Consider the following 16,366-nt stretch of genomic DNA (forward strand, 5'->3'; position numbering starts at 1 on the left):
CCGGGGACGTCGACGTCCCCGGGACACCGGCCGGCCGCGGCGCCGACCCACGACATCGGCAGTCCATCGGTACGCATCCGAGGAGTTCACGGCCATCCAGGAATCCCACATCCGGGTCCACCGCGACCCGATCCCGGCCCCCCGGACGCCGCCCGCCCCCGACGCGGCGCCCCGCCGGCGTGCCTTCGGCCTGTTCCGCCGGCGGACCCGGGAGGCCGGCGAGCCGCCGCCGACCATGACGCAGCTCTACCACGCGCACCGGATGCGCCTGGTACGTCTGGCCACGCTGCTGGTGGACGACCAGGAGACCGCCGAGGACGTCGTACAGGAGGCCTTCACGGCGGCCTTCCGTCGGCACGGCGCGCGCCTGGGCGAACTCGACGACCCGCCCGCCTACCTGCGGCGCTGCGTGGTCAACGGCGCCCGATCGGTGCTGCGTCGGCGGCGGACCGCGCGGGCCTGGATACCGCCGGTGCCGCCGCCGGTGGCCTCGCCCGAGGACGACGCGCTGCGCGCCGAACGCGACCGGCGGCTGCGCCACGCGCTGGGACGGCTGACCCGACGGCAACGCGAGGTGCTGGTGCTGCGCTACTGGGAGAACCTCAGCGAAAGCGAGATCGCCGGCACGCTGGGCATGCCGTCCGGCACCGTGAAATCCACCGCGAGTCGCGGGCTGACCGCACTGCACCGGCTGCTTATGGAGGACGACGCGTGACCCGACACGGTGGTGAACCCCTGCGGTCGGGGACGCCCGAGCACAGGGCGCTGGAGGCCGAACTGCGCGACTGGCTGGGCCGACGGGCCGACGCGGTGACCCCCGCGACGGTGCGCCCGCGCGAGGTGCCGTTGCCGATCGCACCGGCGCGGACGCGGCGCGTCCCGCTTCGACTGGCGGTGCCGGTCGCGGCGTTCGCGCTGGCCGCGGCCGGGTGGGCGGTGGCCGGCGCGTTCACGACGTCGGAGACGCCGCGCCCGGTGCCCGTACCGCCGGCCGGGCCCGCGCCGCGCACCGGCGAGCCGAGCACGCCCGCGCCCGCGCCGCCCACCGCGGTTCCGGAGGGGCCGGTGAGCGTGACCGCGACGAACCCGGGGGCCGCCTCGACCGCGCGGTCCGACCTGCCGACCCTCGGCCCGCCGCCCGGGCGCCGAACCGCCCCCGTGGACAACCAACCCCCGCGGAACGCGACGCCCCCCACCCAACCCCCGCGCACCCCGCCACCCGCCGCGGCCGGCGAGGATCGGCACCTTCGCTGAGCGCGGGCCGTTCACCGTACGGCGCGCGGAGACCGCATACCGCGCGGCGAGCGGGCCGTTCACCGTGCGGCGAGCGCGGGCTTTCGGCGAGCGCGGGCTTTCACCGTGCGACCAACAGTCCCAGCGCGAGGTACACGCCGCCCACCACGTACCTGCCCCGGTCCCGCCCGGGGCGCCCGCCGCGCACCAGGTGCCGGGCGGCGTCCGCGGCGAACGTGTAGCCGAGCCCGACGAGCAGGCCGATCGCGGACACGCTCGCGCCCAGGCCCAACATCCACACCCTGGCTTGGGCCGGCGACGCCCCCGAGGGCACGAACTGCGGAAGGAACGCGAGGAAGAAGAGCACGACCTTCGGATTCAGCACGTTCACGAGCACGCCGTCCAGGAAGACCCGGCGCAACGACCGCACGGGCCCGCGACCCTCTTCGGGCACCGCCGCCGAACGGCGCAGCACGGTTCGCACGCCGAGCCAGGCCAGATACCCGGCGCCGGCGTACTCGAGCACCACGAACGCCGTCGGCGACGCGGCGATCACCGAGGCCAGGCCGATCACGGCGACGCCCACGTGCACGAGCGTCCCGGCCTCGACGCCCGCGGCGGAGACGACACCCGCACGACGCCCCTGCGCCAGCGTCCGGGTCAGGATGTAGACGAGGTTGGGGCCGGGGACGGCGGTGAGCACCAGCGCGGCGGCCAGGAACGTGATCATCCGAGGTCGAGCGCGGTGCCCGCGAGCCCGAGCGGCGGCGCGCCCAGATTCAGCAGCGCGGCGTGGAAGCGGGGCAGCGAGAAGGCCGACCCCCAGCGCAGCCGGGCCTGCTCACGCAGGTCCAGCACGGCGAACTTGCCCCACGTGTACCGCCCGTAGGTCGGGTCGAACAGGCCGCGCTGCGCCTCGTGGCGGGCGGCGGGGCCGGCCAGGGCGACGTCCGCGGTGAACCGCCGGGCCGCGTCCTCGACGCTCATCGCGCCGGTGTGCAGCCCGATCGCGCAGGCGAACCGGGTGACCCGGCGCAGGGCGTCCTGCGCGACCGCCACCGCGAACGCCGGATCGGTGCGGAACCCCTCGGTCAGCGCCATCTCCTCGCAGTAGTGCGCCCAGCCCTCGATGAACACCTCGGAGAGCACGGTGCGCCGGACCTCGCTCGTCGCCCCGCGCATGGCCCGGCCGTGGCTCAGATGTCCCGGCGCCACCTCGTGCACGACCATGTTGGCCATCAGACTCCGGCTGAAGCCGGTCCGCAGCCACTGGTCGCGCTCGGTCGCCGACCACCCGGGCAGCGGCAGGCTGACGTGGAATCGCCCGGGCGCGTCCGCCTCGTTGGCGGCGGCCCAGGTCGCGCCCGCCAGGGCCCGGCGTTGCGCGTCGGGCATCGGCAGTACCTCGACCGGCACGTCGTGGTTCGGCGCCAGGTCGTTGGCCGCGGTCCAGGCGACGGCCTCCTCGGCGAGTTTGCGGAACTCGGGGATCACCCGATCCGCGTCCGGATGGTCCTCCTGGAGGGCGCGGATCGTGTCCGCGGGCTCGGCCTGCGGATCCACCCGCCGGCAGGCCTCGTCGCGCAGTTCGCACAGGCGGTCGCGCTCGGCGTCGACCCGGGCGGCGAGTCGGTCCACGTCGATCTCCAGCGCCTCGGCCGAGCCGAGCAGTCGGGCCAGGACCGCACCGCCGAGGGCGGCGGACGGTGCGCCGTGGACCGCGGCGCGCTCCAGGTGCCGGACGAAGCGGTCCAGCGCCCGCCGCGCCGCGTCGTGCACGGGGCCGGCGCCGGTGTCGACGAACGCCCCCAAGCCCCGCGCGAGCGGCACGGTGGCCTCGGCCAGCGGCGCCGGTACCCGGTCGAGCGCCTCGATCGCCGCCGCCACGCCGTCCGGCCAGCGGGCCAGGTGCGCCCGCCGCGCGGCCGCGCGCTCCTCGGCCGGGGCATAGTCGCGGTCGTACCCGGACAGGTCGAGGTTGTCGATGTGCCACACGGGGTTGCTCCGGTGCAGTTCCAACTCGCCCAGGCGCACCCGCAGGGCGTGCTCGGCCGCGGCGGCCAGCGCCTCGTCGTGCGCGTCCGGGTAGGGCCGGGTCCCGCGCGGTCCGCCGAGCGCGGCCAGGGCGCGGCGCACCCCGCCGGGCGACAGGTCCTGGATCGCGCCGTCGTACTCGTGGCGACCGGCGCTCTCCCGGGCGGCGAACACGGACGCGTCGCAGATCGCGGCGAGGCGGGCGTCCGGGGCTTTGGCCGAACTCATCTGGTGCTCCAGTACTGTGCGCTGCTGTGACGCTGACCAGCCTGGGCGCGACGGCCGCCTTCGACACGGGCCAATGAGGCCGCGGGTGGACCGGATTTCGCCGCAGGCGGGGCCGATGGAGGCCGCCGACCTCGTCGAACTGCTCGGCGACTGGGCCTCGGGCCGGGGCGCGCTCTATCGCAGATTGGCGGCTGCCACGACGCGTTTGATCGCGGACGGGGCGCTGCCGGCGGGGGCGCGGTTGCCCGCCGAACGGCGGTTGGCCAAGGCGCTCGCGGTGAGCCGGGCCACGGTGGTCTCGGCGTACGACGCGCTGCGCGCGGCCGGGCTCGTGGAGAGCCGGCGCGGCAGCGGGAGCAGCGTCGCCCGCCGGCCGGAGTTGCCGGCGGCCGGGGACGGGCGGGTACGCGGCGGCCGGGCGACGGCGCTGACGCAACGCATGGTGACCGGGCCGGGCGAGGTGATCTCGCTGGGTCACGCGGCCGACGAGGGCGGCCCGGATCTGGCCGGCGCGCTGCTCGACGTGGTCCGTGAGGACCTGCCCGGCCTGCTGCGCGACACCGCCTACCACCCGGCGGGCCTGCCCGCGCTGCGTGCGGCGATCGCCGAGCACCACACCGGGCACGGTCTGCCCACCGAGCCGGGCCAGGTGCTGGTCACCACCGGTGCGACGCAGGCGCTCGCGCTGGCCACCGGGCTGTTCGTCCGCCCGGGCGGGTGCGTGGCGGTCGAGTCGCCGAGTTGGCCCGGCTGCCTGGACACCTTCCGCGCGGCGGGCGCCCGGCTGGTCGGGGTGGGCCTCGACGACGAGGGGATCCGGATCGATCTGCTGGCCCGGGCCTTCGCCGAGCACCGGCCCGCGTTGCTGTTCGTGATGCCGACCTATCACAACCCCACCGGCGCGCTGATGTCGGCGAGCCGGCGCCGCCGGGTGGCCGCGTTGGCCGCCGAACACGGGGTCACCGTGCTGGAGGACAGCGCGCACGCGGCGGCCGTCGCGCCGGGCGAGGTGCCCGCGCCGATCGCGGCGCACCCGACGGGCGCGACGGTGCTCACGGTGGGGTCGCTGTCCAAGGCGGTCTGGAGCGGGCTGCGGATCGGGTGGGTGCGGGCTCCGCGGGCCACCGTCGAACCGCTCGCCCGGCTCAAGGCCCGGGCGGACCTGAGCACCCCGCTCCTGGACCAGGCGCTCGCGGCTCGCCTGCTGCCCGATCTGCCCGCGCTCGGCGCCGCCCGGAACACTCTGCTGCGGCAGCGACTCGCCACGCTGGAAGGGCTGTTGGCCGACCGGCTGCCGACCTGGCGCGCACACCCGCCGACCGGTGGCTCGGTGTTGTGGGTCGAACTCCCGCCGGGCACCGACGCCCGCGCCTACGCCCAGGTGGCGCTCCGGCACGGCGTGGAGGTCGTGCCCGGCGCGGCGATGGACGCCACCGGCGCCCACGACCACTTCCTGCGTGTCCCGTTCGGCTTCGCGGACGACGTGCTGCACCGGGTCGTGGACCGACTGACCTCGGCGTGGACGGAATCGACCCGCTCGTGAGCACCGAAGCCACAGCCGAAACGACCACCGAAGCGGCACCCGGCAAGGTCGGTGCACCGGGTCCGCGCTCGACCCGCTCGACCCGGCCGACCCGCTCGACCCGGCTGGCCGGCTCGACCCGGCCGACCCGCTCGGCCCGCCCGCCCGGTTGACCGCGTCGGCCGACGTGCGCGAGTGCGCCGTGGTCACCGGCGCCGCCGACCTGGTCGTCGTGGCGTGGCTGCGCCGGGCGGCCGACGTACCGGCCCCGTGGGCCGAGCGGTCGGGCGTTTCCCCGGGTCGAGGTGGTGGACAGCGCGGCTACCATCCAGGTGATCAAGCGGATGGGCCGCGTGGTCGGCCCCGACGGGCACACCACCGGTTTCGTGCCCCTGGACATCTGGTCCGCCGCTGGAGGACACGGAGGTGCGGCCATGGACCCACAGGCCGGTTCCACGCCGAGCCCGGACGACCCGCGGGCCGTTTCCGGACCCGATTCCGAAGACCCGCAGGCCGGTTCCGGACCCGATCCCGAAGACCCGCAGGCCCGTTCCGCACCCGATCCCGACGGGACGACGGGCCGTGGCAGGATCGGACGCCCGTCGTCCTCGGGAGTGTCCGCGAACCCGCGTCGGTCCCGGCGGTGGTGCGGGACGTCGCGGGCCGGGCGTGGGGCGCGGAACACGGTCCAGGGGAGGGCCGACCCGATGTTGGCACTGCTGGCCGCGCTGCGTCTGGCCCCGCCCGAGGTGGCCGAAGCGCTCGCCGAACGGTTCCGCGCCCGCTGGGTGCACGCGTTCGCGGCCGAGTTCGGCCTGGCGTACCCGGTCGCCGACGCGCTGATCGGAGCGCGGCCGCTCGCCGCGGCGGTGACCTCCGAGGGTCGGTGGTCGGCCGAACTGCTGGCCCGGACCGCGGCGATCGCCGATCCGGTCGCCGCCGCGCGGCTGATCCGCTCCTACGCGTGGTTCTTCCCCGGCCTCATCGAGCAGGTGTTCGCGAGCGTGGCCGACCCGGAGGATCCGCGCTGGCACACCCGGCTCGGTCTCGCGCACGAGGTGCGCCGCATCGCCCGCCGGGACCCGCTCACCGTCGCGCGCGGCCCGTTCGCCGAGGTCGCCCTCGTCGTCGCGGAGGAGAACTGCGCGCGGGTGCCCTACCCGGCGGCCGTGGACCTGTGCGTGGCGGTGGCCGAACGCGGCGGCGCCGAAGCGCTGCGCCGACTGGCCGGCGCGGAACTCGGTCACGTCGGGCTGCCCGAACTGCTGTACGCCGCCGCCGAGTCCGCCGCACCGGCCGAGCATCTCGCGGCCTGCCGTCCGCCCGGCCCGCGGACCGACCCGACGGTGATCGGCGCCCTGGTGCGCCTGCGGCTGAACAGCGTGAACTGGTCCTCGAAACCGCCGGCGCTGGACCCCGACCTGCTTCGGCGCGAACACGCGCGCGCACCCTTCGGCGGCGCGGCGCTGGCCTACCTGTCCGAATCGCCGTACTGTCCGCCCGAGTTGGTCGAGGAGGCGCTGCGATCGGACTTCGACCGCACCGTGGCGCGCGGACACGACCTGCCGTTCGAGCTCGTGCACGAGCCGAAGGTCAACCGCCGGGACCACCTGCTCGCGCGCTTCCTGGACCGCGGGATCACGAGTGGGCGGTTCGCGGTGGAGCGGGTGCTCGTCGAGGCCCGTCCCGCCCCCGCGATGCTGATCGCGCTGCCCGTCGAACAGCCGTCGGTTCGCCGGGCACTGGCCGAGTTGTGCGCTCCGCTGGGTGCCGATCCCGCCGCGTGGGTGGCGGTGTATCGACTGCTCGCGGACTTTTCCGGCACGGCGCGCGAGTTGATCGCCGCCGCCTCCGCCGCGGCTTGGACCGTGCCGAACCGATGGCCGAGTCCCGAGCCCGCGGTGTTCCCGATCGAGTATCGGCGCGACGCCCGGATCGCCTTCCTGAACCTGCTGCGCTGCGTGCCGGAGGCCGTATCGCTCGCGCTCGCACCGCATCTGGACCAACGGGCCGCACAACAACTGCTGCTGTACGCCTCGCCGTCGGCGTCGGTACGCGGCGCGCTGTTCGCCGCGCACGCCGCGCCGGGTGAGCCGGCCGAGCACCTGCGCGTGGTCCGCGACGCCGCCGACCCGGTCGCCGCGCTCGGCGAACTGGTCCGGCGGTGCGTGGTGTTGCCGTGGGAGGCGCTGGCCGAGGCGGCGCCGAACCCGGAGTGGCCCGAGTCGACGCTCTGGCCGCTGCTCAAACACCCGGGCTGTCCGCGCGACTTCGTGGTGGCGGCGTGCGCCCGATTGGACCGGTGGCACGACGGCGAGTGGGTCGGGCGCGGCGTGTTGGCCGCGGACGACGTGGTCCGCCACGCGCCGCACCCGGCGAGGGCCCTGAGCCGACTGGTTCGCGATCCGCGTGTGCCGGATGCCCGGGTGGCCGAACCGTGCGACGCGGCGCGCGCCCTCACCGAGCGCCTGCTCGGCGACGACGTCGAGGCCTGGACCGTCGCGCTGCACCTGTTCGACACGTTCACCGGCACACTGCCCGAACTCCTCGAGGTGGCCCGCGCGTCCGCGCACCACTCCCCAAAATCCTGACGAACACCCGGACGGTCCACGGCGGCGAGGGTTCGACGCGTTCGTGTGACGCGGCAACTTTCCCGCACAGAGGGATGATTGTCCTCCTTGTGCTCTACCGCTCCCGCAAGTGGCGATCTACTCTGCGGAGATGACAGATGTTGCGCCTGGGGTGCGTGGGACGAGAACGGCGGAGCCGATATCCACCCAAGACTCGTATTCGGACGCGGACGAACCGATCCGGATGATCGTGGTGCGCAACGTGCGGATGCTCGCGCGACGCGACGGCTACACGGACGGCGCGATCGGCGAGGCCCTGGGACACGGCCGGTCCTGGGCGTGGCGTCGCTTCACCGGTGAACTCCCCTTCGACCTCAACGATGTGGAGCGCCTGGCCCACCTGTTCCGAGTGGAACCCGCGCACCTGCTCGCCCCCGCCCACACGTGGGCTCCGGACCCGGCCCGAAGGGTTGTCTCATGAGCACCGATCGTCGCCCGAGCAGCCGGCGCAACCGCAACGACGCCAAGCACCGCGGCGACCGGGTCACGGCGCGCCCCGCCCGCCACACCGACGGGGCCTCCGTCCCGGCCATGTCCTCGGAGGTGATCGAGGCCGCGCTCTACCGCGCGGCCGAGGGCAGCCACGCGGCCCAGGCGACCACGTACATCCTCACCGAGGAAGGCTCGTTCGTGCGCCGCCCCGAGTTGTACGCGGTGTGCCTGGACTGGTCCGACGACGGCCGCTACGCGGCGGTGCGCTGGCCGACGCTGCGCGAGGTGGTCACCGTCTCCGACGCGCCGTTCCCACCGGGGGCGTTGCGCACCATGCTGCTCCTGTGTTGTTCGCTGCACGACGACGGTCCCGCGCCGCTGTCCCAACTGTCCACGCTCGACTCGACCAACGCGCGGATCGTCTCGCGTGGAATCCACATCGCCACCGGCGCGCTGCCGCTGCGCCAGGCCCTGGGCAACACACCGTGATGCCGGGGTGACGCCCCCGAGCGAGGACCCGCGACCGCCCGAGGCGACGGCGACGCGCGGGGCCTCGACGGGCCGGTGCGGATGCCGGCGGGCGCACGGAGCGGGACGATGGTGGGGGCGACGCGATCACGGAGGTGTGTGATGGCCGCCAAGTTCGAGATGTACACCGACAAGGCCGGCAAGTTCCGGTTCAGGCTGAAGGCCGGGAACGGGCAGATCATCGCCGTCGGTGAGGCCTACGAGACCCGCGCGGCGTGCATGAACGGGATCGACTCGGTCAAGCGCAACGCGCCCGCCGCCAAGGTGGTCGAAATGGCCCACGCCTGACGCCCGCGGACGGCCGCGAACACGCGCCGCCCGGGCACTCCCGGACGGCGCGTGCCGGTGTGACGTCACCGCGACGCGGATGCGGGCGCGGTCTCGGAGTCCGGTGCCGGCTGCCGGCCCGGGGACGCGGCCGGGGTGGCGGGTGCGGCCCGACCGGTCAGCAGGACCAGCGCGCCCGCCGCGATCCCGAGCACCCCGCAGAGCACGAACGTGCGGTCCAGGCCCGCCGTGAACGCCTCGCGCAGGGTGCCCAGTACGACGTCCCGGGAGTCGGCCGGCGCCGCCGCCGCGATCTCCTGGGCCCGGCCGCCGCCGAGCGCCTCGGCGGTGGCGTGCGGGTCGCCGCCGATCGAGCCGGCATCGCCCAGCGTGTGGGCCGCGCCGTCGCGGAAGAGCACGCCCACCACGGCGATGCCGAGCGCGAAGCCCAACTGGCGGAAGGTGTTCAGCGCGCCACCGGCCATCCCGGCTCGCGCGGGAGGGACGGCGGCCAGTGCCGCGCCGGCCAACTGCGGCATGACCAGGCCCACTCCGACACCGCCCAGCACCAGGCCGGGAGTCAGAGCCGTCCAACTCGATCCGGCGTCGACCAGGGTCAGCGCGAGGCTGCCGACGCCGATGAATACCGCGCCGATCCCGATCGACCACCTGGGTGCCACCCCGAGCAGGAGCCGGCCCGCCAGCGCGGACACCACGAACGAGGTCGCGGCCAGCGGCAACAGCGCCAGTCCGGCCTCCACCGGGCTGTACCCGAGCAAGGACTGGAGCCACACCGACATCTGCGGGAAGGCGGAGAACGCGGCGAACTGGATCAGCAGGCCGGCGGCCATGATCGCGCCGAACGACGCGCGGCGGAACAGCGCGAGGTCGATCATCGGCTCGGCGACCCGGATCTCGGTCACCACGAAGACCACGAACGCGAGCACGGCGCCGGCGAACACGGCGAGCGTCCCGCTCTCGGTCCAGCCGGCTCCGCCCGCGCGGACGAACCCGTAGGTGAGCAGCGCCGCGCCGAGGGTGAAGGTGAGCATGCCGACCGGGTCCAGCCGCGCCGAGCGGTTCCCGTGCGATTCGCCGAGCACCCGCCAGGCCAACGCCGCGGTCGCCACCCCGATGGGCACGTTGATCAGGAAGATCGCCTCCCAGCCGAGGTGTTGCGTCAGCAGGCCGCCGAGAATGGGTCCCATCGCGGCGGCGGCCCCGCTGATCGATCCCCACACGCCGAACGCGACGCCCCGGTCGCGGCCCTGGTAGGCGTGTCCGAGCAGGGCGATCGTGGTGGCGAACATCGCCGCGCCACCGACGCCCTGCAGCGCCCGGGCCGCGATCAGTGTCGCCGTGTCGGTGGACAGCGCGCACAGCAGCGACGCGGTGGTGAACAGCATCGTGCCGAAGACGAAGACCCGCCGCCGGCCGACCCGGTCGGCGAGCGATCCGGCGCCGAGCATGAGCGCGGCCAGGGCGAGGGAGTAGGCGTCCAACACCCATTGCAGGTCGGTGTACGAGGAACCCAGGTCGGCGCTCATGTCCGGCAGCGCGACGATGACGATGGTGACGTCGACGAGCAGCATGAACGATCCGAGACAGACCGCGAGGAGCGGTCCCCATTTGCGCACGATGACTCCTTGGCGAAAACGATGGGCGAGTGCGAGCCGCGTCGACCGGATGGGTCGCATGGGCCCGAAGATGGGGAGGGGTCGCGTCGGAGCCCGACCGGACGGGTCGGGTGGGACACGGGGGTCGCGGGCCGTCGTCCGCTCGGCGCCGCTGACGGAAACAGTCGCGTATTCGCGTGACCCGGTCGAGTTCGCAAGCTGGATGCGGCGGATTTCCATCATTGTTAGGCTTCGTGCGATGGGATCCATCGAATTCGACGCCGTCGACCTGGCCATCGTGCACGCGCTCGACATCGACGGCCGCGCACCCTTCGCGCGGATCGCCGAGGTGCTGGGCGTCTCCGACGCGACCGTGGTGCGGCACTATCGCCGAATGCGTGCGAAGGGCGCGATCCGGGTGGTACCGATCACCGACACCCGACGCACCGGCCAGACGTCGTGGATCCTGCGCGTGCGATGCGTGCCGGACGCGGTGGACGCGGTGGCCCAGGGGCTGGGCCGGCGATCGGACGTCTCCTGGCTGCATGTGCTGGCGGCCGGGACCGAGGTGATCTGCGTGACCCGGGCGAAGGGCCCGGACTCCCCGGCCGACGAGTTGTCCCGGCAACTGGGCCGCGCGGCCGGGGTGATCGGGTTGGAGATGTACTGCCTGCTGCGCGTGGTCGTCGGCGGTCCGACGAGCTGGCAGGCGCAGAACATCGGCCTCACCCAGGCCCAGGCCGAGGCGCTGACCCGGGCCGCTCCGCAGGCTTCGTGGGACGCGCCGGTACCCGAGTGGGTGGACGGCGACCGCGAGCTGTTCGCGGCCCTGGCCCAGGACGGCCGCACCTCGTACGCGGACCTGGCCCGAGCCTGCGGAACCTCGGAGTCGGCGGTGCGCCGGCGGGTCGAACTGCTGCGCGGCACGGGCGTGTTGTTCTTCGAGGTGGAGACGGACGCGGCGAACCTGGGCTACGGCTTGTGCGCGTTCTTGTGGATGAACGTACGCCCCTCCGCCCTCGGAGCGGTCGCCGAGGTGGTGGCGGCCGACCCCCGGGTCGTGTTCGCCGCCGTGGCGACCGGACGCGCGAACTTCCTCACGAGCGTGCTGTGTCGCGACACCGCGGACCTGTACGACTTCCTCGCGGGCTCGCTGGGCACCGTCGAGGGCATCACGAGCGTGGAGACCACACCGATCGTCGAGACGCTCAAACGCGAGGGCCCGATGCCCGGACCGCGACGGCGGCGCTGACCGCGCGCGGATCGTTTAGCGCGACGCATCGTTCCTTGCGCGATCCGGCGTTGTTCCGGTCGCGCCGGCCGGCGAGGGTGGAGAGGTGCCTCCGTCGCGTCCGCGACGGGGGTGTCTTTCCGCACAGGAGCTTCTTGATGCCCGGATTCTTCGAACCCCTGACCGTCGGCAAACTGGACCTGCCCAATCGACTGGTGATGGCGCCGATGACGCGCAGCCGCGCGAACGACGCGGGGGTGATCCCCCCGGCCGCGGCCGAGTACTACGCACAGCGCGCGTCGGCCGGACTGATCATCACCGAGGCGACCCAGATCAGCGAGCTGGGGCAGGGGTACGTGCTGACCCCGGGGCTGCACACCGACGAGCAGGTCGCGGCCTGGCGGCCGGTCACCGAGGCGGTGCACACCCGGGGCGGCCGGATCGTCGCCCAGCTCGTGCACTGCGGCCGGATCGGGCACCCGAGCCTGTACTCGGACGGCGCGCACCCGGTGGGGCCGTCCCCGATCGCCTCCGGCGAGCAGATGTTCACGCCCGACGGCATGCTCGACCACCCGACGCCGCGCGAGATGACCCTCGACGACATCCGCGGTGTCGTCGAGGACTTCGTGAGCGGTGCGCGCAACGCGATCGACGCGGGCTTCGACGGCGTCGAACTGCACGCGGCCAACGGGTTCCTGCTCCACCAGTTCCTCGCCGACGGGTCCAACCGGCGCACCGACGGATACGGCGGCTCGATCGAGGGGCGCATCCGGCTCACCGTCGAGGTGGTCGCGGCGGTCGCCGAGGCGATCGGGCCGGAGCGGGTCGGCGTGCGGCTCTCGCCCGGGATCACCTTCAACGGGATCAGCGAGAGCGACCCCGCCGAGCTGTACACCGCGCTGGTGCGCGCGCTCGCGCCGACGCCGTTGGCGTACCTGCACGTCTTCGAGATCCTCACCCGCGACGTCACCCGGCTGATCCGCGCCGCGTGGCCGGGCGTGCTGATCCTGTGCGCGCATCCGACCCCCGAGTCCTTTCCCGGCACGCCCGAGATCGGCGCGGGGGCGCTGGCGGACGGCGTGGCCGACGCCGTCGCGCTGGCCGAGATGTGGCTGGCCAACCCCGACCTGGTCGCACGGGTCCGGGCGGGCGGGCCGTACAACGTCGCGGACAAGGCCACCTTCTACGGCGGCGACCACCGCGGGTACACCGACTACCCGACGCTGGAGGCAGTGCGGGGCGGCGGCACCGTCGCCGCCGGCGCCGCCGGCAACTGACCGCACCTCGCCGACACGCTCCGGTGATCGGCGTCCACCCCGTCCCCGGCGCGCGCTCCCCGTGCGCCGGGGACCGACCGGGAAGCACACGGGAATCACACATGCGAGCACTCCTCCACGGCCCGCAGGGCCTGCACGCGGCCGACATGCCGGACCCGCGCCCGCGGGAGCACCAGGTACTGGTCGCGGTCGCCGCGTTCTCGCTCAACTTCGGTGAGATCGCGTATCGGCCGAGCGGCGAACCGACCGGACGCGTCCCCGGCTGGGACGCCGCCGGGATCGTCGCGCGCGCCGCGGCCGACGGCTCCGGACCACAGGTGGGCACCCGCGTGGTCACCTTCGGCTGGGACGGCGCGTGGGCCGAACTGCGCGCCGCCGACACCGCGAACCTGGCCGTCGTCCCCGAGGCGGTCGACCTGGGCGTCGCCGCCGCCCTTCCGGTCGCCGGCGTCACCGCGCTCCAGGCCGTACGCCGACTGGGCTCGGTGCTCGGCCGCCGGGTCCTGGTCACCGGCGCCTCCGGCGGCGTCGGCAGGTTCGCCGTACAACTCGCCGCGCTCGCCGGCGCGCACGTGATCGCCTCGGTCGGCTCGCCCGAGCGAGCGGAGGGGCTGCGGGAATCGGGCGCCGCCGAGATCGTGTTCGGACCCGGCGAGTTGTCCGCTCCCGTGTACGGCGTGCTCGACAACGTCGGCGGGCCGCAACTGGCCGAGGCGTTCTACCGGCTGGAGGCGGACGGGGTGGTGCAGGCGATCGGCCGGGCGGCCCGGCAGCCGACCACCATCGACTTCGAGGTGGCCGGTACCAACTCCGCGCGCGGGCGACTGGAGAACTTCAACGTCGCGACCCCCTTCGCGGACGACCTCGCGGTGCTGCTCGGGTTGCTGGAATCGGGTCGACTGAGCCCGCGGATCGGTTGGCGGGGCCCGTGGGAGCAGGCCGAACTCGCCGCCGACGCGCTGCTGTCCCGCCGGGTCGGGGGCAAGGCGGTGCTGGACGTGCCGATCACCCGGCAGTGGGCGGCGGAGCGGCGGGGAGCGCGGGACGCCGGGTCATGACGCGGTACGGGTGCGGCTCAGCGCGACGGCCCGGTCGTTGAACGCGCGCACCCGTTCCGTCTCGTGGGCCTTGCGCCAGATCAGCCCCCATTCGATCGGCGGGGCGTCGGCGATCCGGACGTAGCTGACGTCGGGACGGACGTAGAAGCGGTTCACCTGGTCGCCCACGGTGAACGCGCCCTCGCCGGCGCCCACCAGGGCGAGTGCTTCCAGGAAGGTGGTGGCGGGCCGGCCGTGGGCGATCGGCCGGCCGGCGGGGGTGCGGGAGGGGACCCGGTCCTCGGCGACCGAGGGCGGGCAGTTGGCCGGCATGCGCAACAGCGTGACGTCGGCCAAGTCCTCCTGCCCGATCTCGGCGCGGGAGGCCAGCGGATGCTCGCACGGCAGCGCCAGGTAGCGGGTCTCGGCCCACAGGGTCGGACCGATCACCAGATCGGGATCGGCGAACGGGCGGGTCACCAGCACCAGATCGGAGTTGTGCGCGCGCAGGCCGGCGATCGAGGTGTTCATCTGGAACTCCTGGAGGTCCACCTCGGAGGTCGGGTGCTCGGCGCGGAAGGCACGGATCACCTCCAACAGGAACTGGCCGCCGGCCGCGCCGAGGAAGCCGACGTGCAGCGGTCCGTCGAAGCCTCGGGCGGCCATGATCGCGTTCCCCACGGCCCGCTCGATCTGCTCGTGGCCGGGCCGCAGGTCGTCGTGGAACCGGCAGCCGATCGGGGTGAGCGCGACCCGGCGGCTGGTGCGCTCGAACAGCCGGGCGCCGATCCCGCGTTCCAGCTTCGCGATGGTCTGACTCATCCGGCCGGTGGAGATGCGCAGCCGCTCGGCGGCCCGGCCGAAGTGCAATTCCTCGACGAGGGTGAGAAAAGCCTCGATTTCGTAGCGTTCCACGGATCCTCGTCCAGATCGTCGTGCAGGGCCCGAGCATGATCTCAGGTGGGCTCGGCGACCGGTCGCCAGGGCGTGTCTTCGATCGCCCGGGATCGAAGACACGCCCCGGGTCCCGTCCCGGATCGGCGCGCGGCCGCGCCGGCGTCAGTGGTCCAGCCGAACCAGCATCTTGCCGATGTTCTCGCCGCGCAGCAGTGCGATCAGCGCCTCCGGGGCCCGTCGCAGGCCGGCGAGCACGGTGTGCCGGGTGCGCAGGGTGCCGTCGGCCAGGAGGGGTGCGGCCAGCTTCGTCCATTCCTCGGCGAGCCCGAAGTACGAGGTGACGGCCATGCCGCGCAGGGTGAGCTCCTTGGTGGCGGTGGCGAAGATGTTGGTGGGTCCGGGCAGCGGACCGGTGGCGTTGTACCCGGAGATCGCTCCGACCACGGCGATCCGGCCGCCGACCCGGGCGGCGTCGATGGCGGCCTCCAGGTGCGCGCCGCCGACGAGTTCCACGGTCAGGTCGACGCCGTCGGGGGCGGCCCGGGCGAGGTCCTCGCGCAGCCGGCCGCGGGTGTGGTCGATGCCGACGTCGAAGCCGAACTCCTCGGTGAGGAGTCGGGTCTTCTCCGCGCCCTCGGTCGAGCCGATCACCGTGGCCGCGCCCAGTCGGCGGGCCAGTTGTCCCGCGACGCTGCCGGTGGCGCCGGCGGCGGCCGAGACGTAGACCACGTCGCCGGGACGCACGGGAAGTACCCGGGTCAGCGTCGCGTAGGCGGTCAGGCCGGTACTGCCCAGCGCGCCCAGGTGCGCCTCGACCGGGGCGAGCGCGGTGTCCACCGCGGCGACCGCGTCCGCGCCCAGCACGGCGTACTCGCGCCATCCGGCGAAGTGCGACACGATCGTGCCGACCGGGAGGCCCGCCGCGCGGGAGGCGACCACTTCGCCGACGGCGCCACCGGCGAGCGGCTCGCCGATGACGAACGGCGGCACGTACGCGTCGGCGTGCATCCATTCGCGGGTGAACGGGTCCACCGACATCCAGGTGTTGCGCACGAGGACCTCGCCGGCTTCCGGCTCGCGAACCTCGGTCCGGGCGAACTCGAAGTCCTCCGCGCGGGGTTCGCCCACGGGACGACTCGCCAGGCGTACTTCGAGGCCGGCCGGACGGCGGGTGGGGGAGGGCATGCTGCTCCGATGGTCGAACCGGGTGGGGACGGGCGGCCGCCACCGATCCCGCCCGGGCCGCCGCCGCTGTCCTCAACTCTCCACCGGCGCACCGCTCCCGATCAACGTCGATCCGCAGCGCCTTCGTTGACCCACGCTTAACGAACGCGCGGCCCCGACGCCGCGACCCTGCCAGACCGGTCCGCCTCGCTTCGCTTGGCTCCCAGCGTGCCGCCCGGGACCCGGACAAAGGGCGGGAGCCCCGGCCGG

The 16,366-nt window shown here is 74.3% G+C and carries 15 protein-coding genes; 10 read left to right on the forward strand and 5 right to left on the reverse strand.

Going from position 1 to position 16,366, the window contains the following annotated elements; translation table 11 throughout:
- Together ACWCPW_RS37155 and ACWCPW_RS37160 are read left to right on the forward strand one after the other, a co-directional pair.
- Window positions 1–715 (forward strand): RNA polymerase sigma factor (locus ACWCPW_RS37155; protein ID WP_449765987.1); only part of this gene is annotated, 715 nt, incomplete at its 5' end.
- A complete protein-coding gene (locus ACWCPW_RS37160) occupies window positions 712–1,254 on the forward strand; it encodes a hypothetical protein (RefSeq protein WP_449765988.1) in 543 nt (180 codons plus the stop codon). The genes ACWCPW_RS37155 and ACWCPW_RS37160, both read left to right, overlap by 4 nt.
- Window positions 1,255–1,354: 100 nt before the next feature.
- Here the strand turns inward: ACWCPW_RS37160 and ACWCPW_RS37165 are convergent, their stop codons facing one another.
- The gene (locus ACWCPW_RS37165) at window positions 1,355–1,963 is read right to left on the reverse strand and encodes a LysE family translocator (protein WP_449765989.1); all 609 of its coding nucleotides are present in this window, start codon (window positions 1,961–1,963) and stop codon (window positions 1,355–1,357) included.
- Window positions 1,960–3,495 carry a DUF885 family protein gene (locus tag ACWCPW_RS37170; RefSeq protein ID WP_449765990.1) on the reverse strand — a complete coding sequence of 512 codons (1,536 nt, stop codon included), beginning with the start codon at window positions 3,493–3,495 and terminating at the stop codon, window positions 1,960–1,962. Before ACWCPW_RS37170 ends, ACWCPW_RS37165 begins: the two co-directional genes overlap by 4 nt.
- A gap of 85 nt (window positions 3,496–3,580) precedes the next feature.
- On the opposite strand from ACWCPW_RS37170, the gene ACWCPW_RS37175 reads away from it, so the two are divergent.
- The 5 genes from ACWCPW_RS37175 to ACWCPW_RS37195 all read left to right on the forward strand — a co-directional run bounded on the left by ACWCPW_RS37175 (window position 3,581) and on the right by ACWCPW_RS37195 (window position 8,895).
- The gene (locus tag ACWCPW_RS37175) at window positions 3,581–5,038 is read left to right on the forward strand and encodes an aminotransferase-like domain-containing protein (RefSeq protein ID WP_449765991.1); all 1,458 of its coding nucleotides are present in this window, start codon (window positions 3,581–3,583) and stop codon (window positions 5,036–5,038) included.
- 686 nt (window positions 5,039–5,724) lie between these two features.
- Window positions 5,725–7,608: a hypothetical protein gene (locus tag ACWCPW_RS37180; protein ID WP_449765992.1), complete on the forward strand. Its 1,884-nt coding sequence runs from the start codon at window positions 5,725–5,727 to the stop codon at window positions 7,606–7,608.
- 130 nt (window positions 7,609–7,738) lie between these two features.
- On the forward strand, window positions 7,739–8,068 hold the full coding sequence (locus ACWCPW_RS37185; protein ID WP_449765993.1) for a helix-turn-helix domain-containing protein: 330 nt from the start codon (window positions 7,739–7,741) through the stop codon (window positions 8,066–8,068).
- Window positions 8,065–8,568: a hypothetical protein gene (locus ACWCPW_RS37190; RefSeq protein WP_449765994.1), complete on the forward strand. Its 504-nt coding sequence runs from the start codon at window positions 8,065–8,067 to the stop codon at window positions 8,566–8,568. Before ACWCPW_RS37185 ends, ACWCPW_RS37190 begins: the two co-directional genes overlap by 4 nt.
- Window positions 8,569–8,709: 141 nt before the next feature.
- Entirely contained in the window at window positions 8,710–8,895 is a 186-nt protein-coding gene (locus ACWCPW_RS37195) for a YegP family protein (protein ID WP_331770530.1), read from the forward strand.
- Window positions 8,896–8,960: 65 nt separating this feature from the next.
- Here ACWCPW_RS37195 and ACWCPW_RS37200 read toward each other — a convergent pair whose 3' ends face one another.
- Window positions 8,961–10,511, reverse strand: coding sequence for an MFS transporter (locus ACWCPW_RS37200; RefSeq protein WP_449765995.1), 1,551 nt, complete (start codon window positions 10,509–10,511; stop codon window positions 8,961–8,963).
- 238 nt (window positions 10,512–10,749) lie between these two features.
- Here ACWCPW_RS37200 and ACWCPW_RS37205 point away from each other — a divergent pair, with 238 nt between their 5' ends.
- The 3 genes from ACWCPW_RS37205 to ACWCPW_RS37215 all read left to right on the forward strand — a co-directional run bounded on the left by ACWCPW_RS37205 (window position 10,750) and on the right by ACWCPW_RS37215 (window position 14,056).
- On the forward strand, window positions 10,750–11,742 hold the full coding sequence (locus tag ACWCPW_RS37205) for an Lrp/AsnC family transcriptional regulator (RefSeq protein ID WP_449765996.1): 993 nt from the start codon (window positions 10,750–10,752) through the stop codon (window positions 11,740–11,742).
- 137 nt (window positions 11,743–11,879) lie between these two features.
- A complete protein-coding gene (locus ACWCPW_RS37210; protein ID WP_449765997.1) occupies window positions 11,880–12,998 on the forward strand; it encodes an alkene reductase in 1,119 nt (372 codons plus the stop codon).
- A 101-nt stretch (window positions 12,999–13,099) separates the two neighbouring features.
- Window positions 13,100–14,056, forward strand: a complete 957-nt coding sequence (locus tag ACWCPW_RS37215; protein WP_449765998.1) for a zinc-binding dehydrogenase — start codon at window positions 13,100–13,102, stop codon at window positions 14,054–14,056.
- Here the strand turns inward: ACWCPW_RS37215 and ACWCPW_RS37220 are convergent.
- Window positions 14,051–14,950 carry a LysR family transcriptional regulator gene (locus ACWCPW_RS37220; RefSeq protein WP_449765999.1) on the reverse strand — a complete coding sequence of 300 codons (900 nt, stop codon included), beginning with the start codon at window positions 14,948–14,950 and terminating at the stop codon, window positions 14,051–14,053. The genes ACWCPW_RS37215 and ACWCPW_RS37220 overlap by 6 nt on opposite strands.
- Before the next feature lie 144 nt (window positions 14,951–15,094).
- Window positions 15,095–16,117 (reverse strand): NADP-dependent oxidoreductase, encoded by a 1,023-nt coding sequence (locus ACWCPW_RS37225; protein WP_449766000.1) that lies wholly within the window; start codon window positions 16,115–16,117, stop codon window positions 15,095–15,097.
- Between the last annotated feature and the right edge of the window lie 249 nt (window positions 16,118–16,366).

It is taken from the genome of Embleya sp. NPDC001921 (assembly GCF_053594475.1).

What these genes read in the sequence shown, in the direction of transcription:
- ACWCPW_RS37165 (WP_449765989.1), bottom strand. Translation starts at nt 1,963, where the DNA reads ATGATCACGTTCCTGGCCGCCGCGCTGGTGCTCACCGCCGTCCCCGGC.
- ACWCPW_RS37170 (WP_449765990.1), bottom strand. Translation starts at nt 3,495, where the DNA reads ATGAGTTCGGCCAAAGCCCCGGACGCCCGCCTCGCCGCGATCTGCGAC.
- ACWCPW_RS37180 (WP_449765992.1), top strand. Translation starts at nt 5,725, where the DNA reads ATGTTGGCACTGCTGGCCGCGCTGCGTCTGGCCCCGCCCGAGGTGGCC.
- ACWCPW_RS37185 (WP_449765993.1), top strand. Translation starts at nt 7,739, where the DNA reads ATGACAGATGTTGCGCCTGGGGTGCGTGGGACGAGAACGGCGGAGCCG.
- ACWCPW_RS37190 (WP_449765994.1), top strand. Translation starts at nt 8,065, where the DNA reads ATGAGCACCGATCGTCGCCCGAGCAGCCGGCGCAACCGCAACGACGCC.
- ACWCPW_RS37195 (WP_331770530.1), top strand. Translation starts at nt 8,710, where the DNA reads ATGGCCGCCAAGTTCGAGATGTACACCGACAAGGCCGGCAAGTTCCGG.
- ACWCPW_RS37205 (WP_449765996.1), top strand. Translation starts at nt 10,750, where the DNA reads ATGGGATCCATCGAATTCGACGCCGTCGACCTGGCCATCGTGCACGCG.
- ACWCPW_RS37210 (WP_449765997.1), top strand. Translation starts at nt 11,880, where the DNA reads ATGCCCGGATTCTTCGAACCCCTGACCGTCGGCAAACTGGACCTGCCC.
- ACWCPW_RS37215 (WP_449765998.1), top strand. Translation starts at nt 13,100, where the DNA reads ATGCGAGCACTCCTCCACGGCCCGCAGGGCCTGCACGCGGCCGACATG.
- ACWCPW_RS37225 (WP_449766000.1), bottom strand. Translation starts at nt 16,117, where the DNA reads ATGCCCTCCCCCACCCGCCGTCCGGCCGGCCTCGAAGTACGCCTGGCG.